General features: G+C 38.4%; 11 protein-coding genes. 4 read left to right on the top strand and 7 right to left on the bottom strand.

The genetic code is table 11. From position 1 onward, the window contains the following. The 3 genes from HMPREF0027_RS02060 to HMPREF0027_RS02050 all read left to right on the top strand — a co-directional run. A partial coding sequence (locus HMPREF0027_RS02060; RefSeq protein WP_005621771.1) for an IS3 family transposase occupies nt 1–336 on the top strand: 336 nt, incomplete at its 5' end. Nucleotides 337–406: 70 nt separating this feature from the next. Beyond that, complete coding sequence (locus tag HMPREF0027_RS02055) at nt 407–889, top strand: type III toxin-antitoxin system ToxN/AbiQ family toxin (RefSeq protein WP_005621769.1); 483 nt, start codon at nt 407–409, stop codon at nt 887–889. Between the two features lie 123 nt (nt 890–1,012). Continuing rightward, nucleotides 1,013–1,507 (top strand): hemerythrin domain-containing protein, encoded by a 495-nt coding sequence (locus tag HMPREF0027_RS02050; RefSeq protein ID WP_005621767.1) that lies wholly within the window; start codon nt 1,013–1,015, stop codon nt 1,505–1,507. A 78-nt stretch (nt 1,508–1,585) separates the two neighbouring features. Here HMPREF0027_RS02050 and HMPREF0027_RS02045 read toward each other — a convergent pair whose 3' ends face one another. The 3 genes from HMPREF0027_RS02045 to HMPREF0027_RS02035 form a co-directional block, all read right to left on the bottom strand. Next, nucleotides 1,586–1,915 carry a DMT family transporter gene (locus tag HMPREF0027_RS02045; protein WP_005620515.1) on the bottom strand — a complete coding sequence of 110 codons (330 nt, stop codon included), beginning with the start codon at nt 1,913–1,915 and terminating at the stop codon, nt 1,586–1,588. Between the two features lie 87 nt (nt 1,916–2,002). Beyond that, complete coding sequence (locus tag HMPREF0027_RS02040) at nt 2,003–2,293, bottom strand: YfcZ/YiiS family protein (RefSeq protein ID WP_005621765.1); 291 nt, start codon at nt 2,291–2,293, stop codon at nt 2,003–2,005. Between the two features lie 140 nt (nt 2,294–2,433). Next, entirely contained in the window at nt 2,434–3,066 is a 633-nt protein-coding gene (locus HMPREF0027_RS02035) for a tellurite resistance TerB family protein (RefSeq protein WP_005621764.1), read from the bottom strand. A gap of 238 nt (nt 3,067–3,304) precedes the next feature. On the opposite strand from HMPREF0027_RS02035, the gene HMPREF0027_RS02030 reads away from it, so the two are divergent. Next, entirely contained in the window at nt 3,305–3,799 is a 495-nt protein-coding gene (locus HMPREF0027_RS02030; protein WP_052301757.1) for a hypothetical protein, read from the top strand. A gap of 30 nt (nt 3,800–3,829) precedes the next feature. Here the strand turns inward: HMPREF0027_RS02030 and HMPREF0027_RS02025 are convergent, their stop codons facing one another. The 4 genes from HMPREF0027_RS02025 to HMPREF0027_RS12340 all read right to left on the bottom strand — a co-directional run. Further along, nucleotides 3,830–4,333: a nucleotidyl transferase AbiEii/AbiGii toxin family protein gene (locus HMPREF0027_RS02025; RefSeq protein WP_005621760.1), complete on the bottom strand. Its 504-nt coding sequence runs from the start codon at nt 4,331–4,333 to the stop codon at nt 3,830–3,832. Continuing rightward, a complete protein-coding gene (locus HMPREF0027_RS02020; protein ID WP_005621758.1) occupies nt 4,306–4,770 on the bottom strand; it encodes a hypothetical protein in 465 nt (154 codons plus the stop codon). Before HMPREF0027_RS02020 ends, HMPREF0027_RS02025 begins: the two co-directional genes overlap by 28 nt. An 18-nt stretch (nt 4,771–4,788) precedes the next feature. After that, complete coding sequence (locus HMPREF0027_RS02015; RefSeq protein WP_005621756.1) at nt 4,789–5,238, bottom strand: hypothetical protein; 450 nt, start codon at nt 5,236–5,238, stop codon at nt 4,789–4,791. Next, nucleotides 5,238–5,494 (bottom strand): transposase (locus HMPREF0027_RS12340; RefSeq protein ID WP_005621755.1); only part of this gene is annotated, 257 nt, incomplete at its 5' end. The genes HMPREF0027_RS12340 and HMPREF0027_RS02015, both read right to left, overlap by 1 nt.

Genomic DNA, 5,494 nt, shown 5'->3' with positions numbered 1-5,494 from the left:
ACGCTAAACCGATTTTACATTCCGACCAAGGACGCTAAACCGATTTTACATTCCGACCAAGGCTGGCAATATCAGATGGCAGACTATCAAGACATGCTAAGAAAACATCATATTAAACAAAGTATGTCGAGAAAAGGGAATGGCTTGGATAATGGGGCAATGGAAAGTTTCTTTGGGCGATTGAAAACGGAATGTTACTTTGGTAAGCGATTTGAAACTTTCGAACAGCTTGAGAAAGTGATTCACGAGTACATTCATTATTACAACAATGAGCGTATTCAAGTAAAATTAAAAGGACTGAGCCCTGTACAATACAGAACGCAGTCCTTAAATTAAACAGTCTAACTTTTTGGGGTCAGATAAAACGGCATCTTTTTTTACGTAGATATCTGTTTTGGAAATAACAATGAATGATAAATTAAAACTATATCGTGTAACGGATCATTATCTGGATTTTTTGAGAGAAGTTAAACCTAAAATTCCAATGAATAAGGACAATGGAAAAAATAGACCCTTCGTTGGCATTGTGCTTTCTATTAATGGTATGAAATATATCGCTCCTTTATCTTCTAAAAAAGGAAAAGGACAAAGTGACTTTAAGGTTAAAATTGGTAATGAACAAAAAGCAACTGTTCGATTTGCTTATATGTTTCCGCTCGTAAATAGTGCTTTGGTTGATATAGATTATACTAAAGAATTTCAACTCGATTTTAAGTACACCGCTTTACTGATTAATGAAGATTTATACATTAATCAGCATAAAGATCGTATTCACGAAATTGCAACTAAAACTTACACTAATACAGTCACAAAACGTTTTGGATTTGAAAACTTTTGCCGCGATTTTGCAAAATTAGAAGATAGATCTAAATCTTATATAATGGAATAAAGTTCTCACTTAGTTAAAATTTGATTTAGGTCTAATCGCTACCCCGTCTTGATTATAGAGCCGCCTCATTTCCAAATTTATAATTCCTACTAATTTAATCAACTATATTATTAGGAGTTTACGATGTCCGTTTTAACTGATAAAGATTGGCGTACTGCCCCGCTTGGTGAAATTATTGATTTTATTATCCCTCGTTTTCACGATACACATCGCAATCAATTGCCAACGCTGATTGAATTGGCGGAAAAAGTGGAATACGTTCACGCAGATAGTGCTGATTGCCCGAAAGGTTTAGCGGAACTTATTCGTAAAGTTTATGCGGATTTAGTGAATCATATGATGAAGGAAGAACAAATTCTGTTCCCATTGATTAAAGCCGGCAGAGGAAAAATGGCGGCGGCACCGATTTCCGTAATGGAAGCTGAACACGATGAAGCTGGTAATGATGTCGAAGAGATGCAAAAACTGACCAATAACTTTACTCCGCCCGAGGGAGCTTGTACCTTTTGGTGTAATCTATATCAAGGCTTACAAGAGTTTGCCGCTGATTTAGATGCGCATGTAGATTTGGAAAATAATAATTTATTCCCTCGTGCATTAGCAGGTGAGCAGCCTTAATCGAAAACAAGCGGTTGATTTTAAAGAAAAATTTGCAAAACTCTTGCAAAAATCAACCGCTTGTATCACATTCACAAATTAAGCGGATGCCTTTGAGAACAAGTTAATCACCAACACGCCGGCAATAATCATTCCCATACCGATAAAGCCTGCCAAATCTGGTTTTTGCCCGAAAGCGAAATACGCCACAATGGCGGTTAGCACGATACCGACCCCAGACCATACCGCATACACAATACCAATCGGCAACGTCTTGGTAATTACCGATAATAAATATAACGCTATCACAAAAGCGCCAATTGCCACTACGGTTGGTAGCGGTTTGCTAAAACCTTCGCTTGCCTTAATGCAATTACTGCCAATCACCTCAATCACAATCGCAAAGCCCAATAAAACCCAAGGGTTCATAAATTTCTCCGAAAACAAAAGCGGTTGGATTTTGCTCATTTTTGCAAATTTCTAGCAAAATCCAACCGCTTTTCAAATAACTACAATTTAGATTGCACGTGTACCTAATTGGAAAATTACCACTTCCGCTTGGCAACTAAAACGGAAATTCGCATCCAGTAAAAAACCACCTTCTACCGCTTTAATTTCGCTGGTGATTTCACACGGTTCGCTTTCCGTGTCACGAGCTTTTTGGGTTAATTTCACAAGTGCTTGTTCCGCATCCGCTTGTGTTTCATATACTTTTGCAAATTTTGCATCTCGTTCACTGTTATCAATGATTGAGCCAACATCAAAAGTATTACAACCCACACATTCAACCGGTTTATCTGATTTCATAAAAACCTCTATAAATTATAAGTTAATCACTTTGTTACTCTAATACTAAAGCGAGTTTGAATCAACCGAGCTTTATACTGTTGTTGATTTACAATAAAAAACGGTCGCAAAATTTTCACAAAATACGACCGCTACTTGGATTAGAAGCCTGCTTGTTGTTCTAATTGCTCTACTAATGCATCGTCTAAACCGAGCGCTTCGGCAAGGTCGGCGAGGAAAACAATTTCTTTACGAGCTAAATCGGCACATACCACTCGAGCGGCTAAATAAACTTGCGCCGCTAATGCTGGGTTGTTACCGACTTGTGCTGCAATTTGTTGTACAGTCGCCGGTTGATACATCGCTTGTTCAATCCATTGTTGGATTTCCGGATCTTGACCCGCTTCGCCTAAAATGGCTTGTCTTTCTTCGTCAGAAATCGCACCGTCAGACGCTGCAGCTGCAATCATCGCTTGTAAAATAACTTGGCTACTTGCTTGAGCATTTTGTTCTGTCACCGCAAAATTTTCTTCACTCACTGGCGCAGCCTGTATTTGGTTTTTCTGATATTTTTGGTAAGCCTGATAAGCAAGGCTACCGATTGCCGCCAATGACCCTAATTTCGCTAAGCTAGAACCGCCGTTACGACCGAAGATCATCGAAAGAATGCCGATTGCCGCCACACCGCCACCGATTTTGGCGACTTTATCGGTGGTGGTATTGCCGTTCATCGCATTTTTTGCTGATTCCTGTGCAACGCTTAGCACTTGATTTAAAATTTTGCTGAAATCCATAGGGTTTCTTCTCCAATAAGATTGAGGGTAAATACACTTAGCGCACTAAGTACTTAGCTGTTCGCCAAATTAGCAATAAGTTACCCGACTTGCCAATCAAATTTACCTATCATTAAAAAAACAAACGGTCGTAAATTCTTGTGAAAATACCGGCATTATGTAGCAGTTGCACAAAGATTTAACCGCTTGAAAACGCTACAATCTCCATTGAACTTACAACTCAATGGAGATTTTTATTATGGCAGAATCATTGTTAGTTTCGCAATTAGTAAAGCAAATTGAGAGTGCTTATAAAGAAAAAATGCTCACATCACGTCAGCTTGCAGAGTTACAACATAAAAGTAAAACACAAGACGATCAGATTAAAACCTTTGAAAAAACTCTCGGCTACATTGCTCCCGATTTTGATTTCAGAACGATTCGCAAGGTGTTTAATCCGCCTAACAGAAGATATTTCAAAATGAGTGTTCAAGCATTGGTGGCACAAGTTTTTCAGAAGAAAGAATACTGGCTAACTTTAAGTGATATTACTCTTACGGCTATTTCAATAGATGATGATGTTCCAGCCAATCAAGTAAGAGCTTCTCGTGAACAGAAAGCTGCCGTAGCGAATGTGCTACGGAGATTGTACAAGAAAGGGATTATTAAGAAAAAGGAGCAAGATTATTTAGGCAGTAAGACGAAGATACTTGAGAAAAGCTTGTGGCAACTAGATACTTTTAAAGGAAGGTAAAAATAGCGGTAGAAATACCGCTATTATCATTTAGAATTCCATTTTAAGCGAGGACGACACAACATTTTGTGGTGTTTCTTCTTTCTTATTTGTTGCTTCATCTAGCAATGCTTTAAATTGCTTCTGAGCATTAGGCGTTAATGCCTGCATAGCTGGGTGATTGTGCATTTGTTGCGTGAAATAAATTGTTTCTGACATTTCATTTAGCTCAAGTGCAATTTGTTCAATGTCCATAATCTTGTTTAGTAATGGATCGGCTTCAATATCTTCTCGATATAAGCTCACTAAAATCTCATCAATCACAATACCGTGCGGAGCTGATGCTTTAATTTTATTGAGCAAATTTAACTTCTTACCAGAGTCAAAATCTAAATCTTCGGAAAAGCGGTTTAAGCCGTAACCGAGATAAAGAGCTGTACCGCCCTTTAAAACCAAAGGCGTATCAGAAAGATTTTTTAGGATATTCACCATCAATTTTTCGTGATGTTTATCACGTTCCGTGAGCATTACATCATCGGGTTTTTGCGTTTCCATAATTGTAAATTTTCCCATTCTTGTTCAGTTAAGTGTGGTTCAATTTGATTCAGCAAATCATAAACTGATTGTTTATCTTCATCATTAGGAAACCAGTCATCTAAAATAACACGTCCGATTGAGCCTGTTTGAAGTACAGCGGTATAGAGATAATCCACGCAAGCACGAGGGTGGTCGGCAAGCCAAACAGGATAATTTTTAGGGTAATATCCCATTTCATTTAATCGTTTAGTGCCATCAATTACGCCTAGATTACCCAATAGATGATTAGTGTTTCTTTTTTGGCTTTCACCGTAAATGTAAAAATCTTGCGGATAAGCATCGTCATTCAACGCTGCCGCACTATGCCAATCACCCGTACCATTTGGGCTATGCACGTTTAATGCCACAATGCTACTGACATAGCGTTCAGGGTCTGTTTGAGGAATATACAGCATAAACTTTTCTTAAATTGATTATGTTTTAAGCTTATTATCTTTGAATTTCCATTTCACGTCCACCACATTAATTTCCAATCGTTCTACAACACCTTTATCAAGCCAATGCTTTAACGCAGCACGCATCGACACGGTATGTTGAGGGTGAATGATAGGTTCTTGACCGCACTTGATTAATACGCGTTTAATCAACTCATTCACGGTAAAATATCGGTCGGATTCGGCTTTTAATTCTGCCAGTAATAATTGGCGGAGTTTCCCTTTAAATCGCCGTTTATAAGTACGATAAGAGTAAAGCTCAGTATTGTATTCATCAGTCAAGGCTTTGGCTTCCATTACTTCTAAAGCATCTTGAAGCTTTTTGATTTTGCTATCAACCAATTCAAGATGTTCTAATACTTGCTTTCGTTCACGCGGTAAGCGGTCGATTTTAGCCTGAATTTGGCTAAAGTAGATTTTATTTCCCATTACATTATCAGCCTTTCTGCTTGTCTATGATTACCCTGCCAATAGCCTTGCCAGTCTGTTGTATTGTCGGTGGCAAGGCATTGTCCGAGAGTGCTGTTAAATAGGCTCAGATTATCTACGCGGCGATTATCTTCGCGATAGGCGCATTCGTTGGCATAGTTATCAAGATACTTATTGCTGATTTTATGATGTGTGCCAATAATCATACGCTTAAAGCGACTGAAATAGCTTTCTGCAAGATTGTTCGCTATACCGT

Origin of the sequence: Actinobacillus ureae ATCC 25976 (assembly GCF_000188255.1) — a bacterium.
Lineage (GTDB): Bacteria > Pseudomonadota > Gammaproteobacteria > Enterobacterales > Pasteurellaceae > Actinobacillus > Actinobacillus ureae.
This window is presented reverse-complemented; position numbering and strand designations above follow the sequence as displayed.

Excerpts from the sequence above, each read along its gene's own strand:
- HMPREF0027_RS02055 (WP_005621769.1), top strand. The coding sequence starts at position 407 with ATGAATGATAAATTAAAACTATATCGTGTAACGGATCATTATCTGGAT.
- HMPREF0027_RS02050 (WP_005621767.1), top strand. The coding sequence starts at position 1,013 with ATGTCCGTTTTAACTGATAAAGATTGGCGTACTGCCCCGCTTGGTGAA.
- HMPREF0027_RS02045 (WP_005620515.1), bottom strand. The coding sequence starts at position 1,915 with ATGAACCCTTGGGTTTTATTGGGCTTTGCGATTGTGATTGAGGTGATT.
- HMPREF0027_RS02040 (WP_005621765.1), bottom strand. The coding sequence starts at position 2,293 with ATGAAATCAGATAAACCGGTTGAATGTGTGGGTTGTAATACTTTTGAT.
- HMPREF0027_RS02035 (WP_005621764.1), bottom strand. The coding sequence starts at position 3,066 with ATGGATTTCAGCAAAATTTTAAATCAAGTGCTAAGCGTTGCACAGGAA.
- HMPREF0027_RS02030 (WP_052301757.1), top strand. The coding sequence starts at position 3,305 with ATGGCAGAATCATTGTTAGTTTCGCAATTAGTAAAGCAAATTGAGAGT.
- HMPREF0027_RS02025 (WP_005621760.1), bottom strand. The coding sequence starts at position 4,333 with ATGGAAACGCAAAAACCCGATGATGTAATGCTCACGGAACGTGATAAA.
- HMPREF0027_RS02020 (WP_005621758.1), bottom strand. The coding sequence starts at position 4,770 with ATGCTGTATATTCCTCAAACAGACCCTGAACGCTATGTCAGTAGCATT.
- HMPREF0027_RS02015 (WP_005621756.1), bottom strand. The coding sequence starts at position 5,238 with ATGGGAAATAAAATCTACTTTAGCCAAATTCAGGCTAAAATCGACCGC.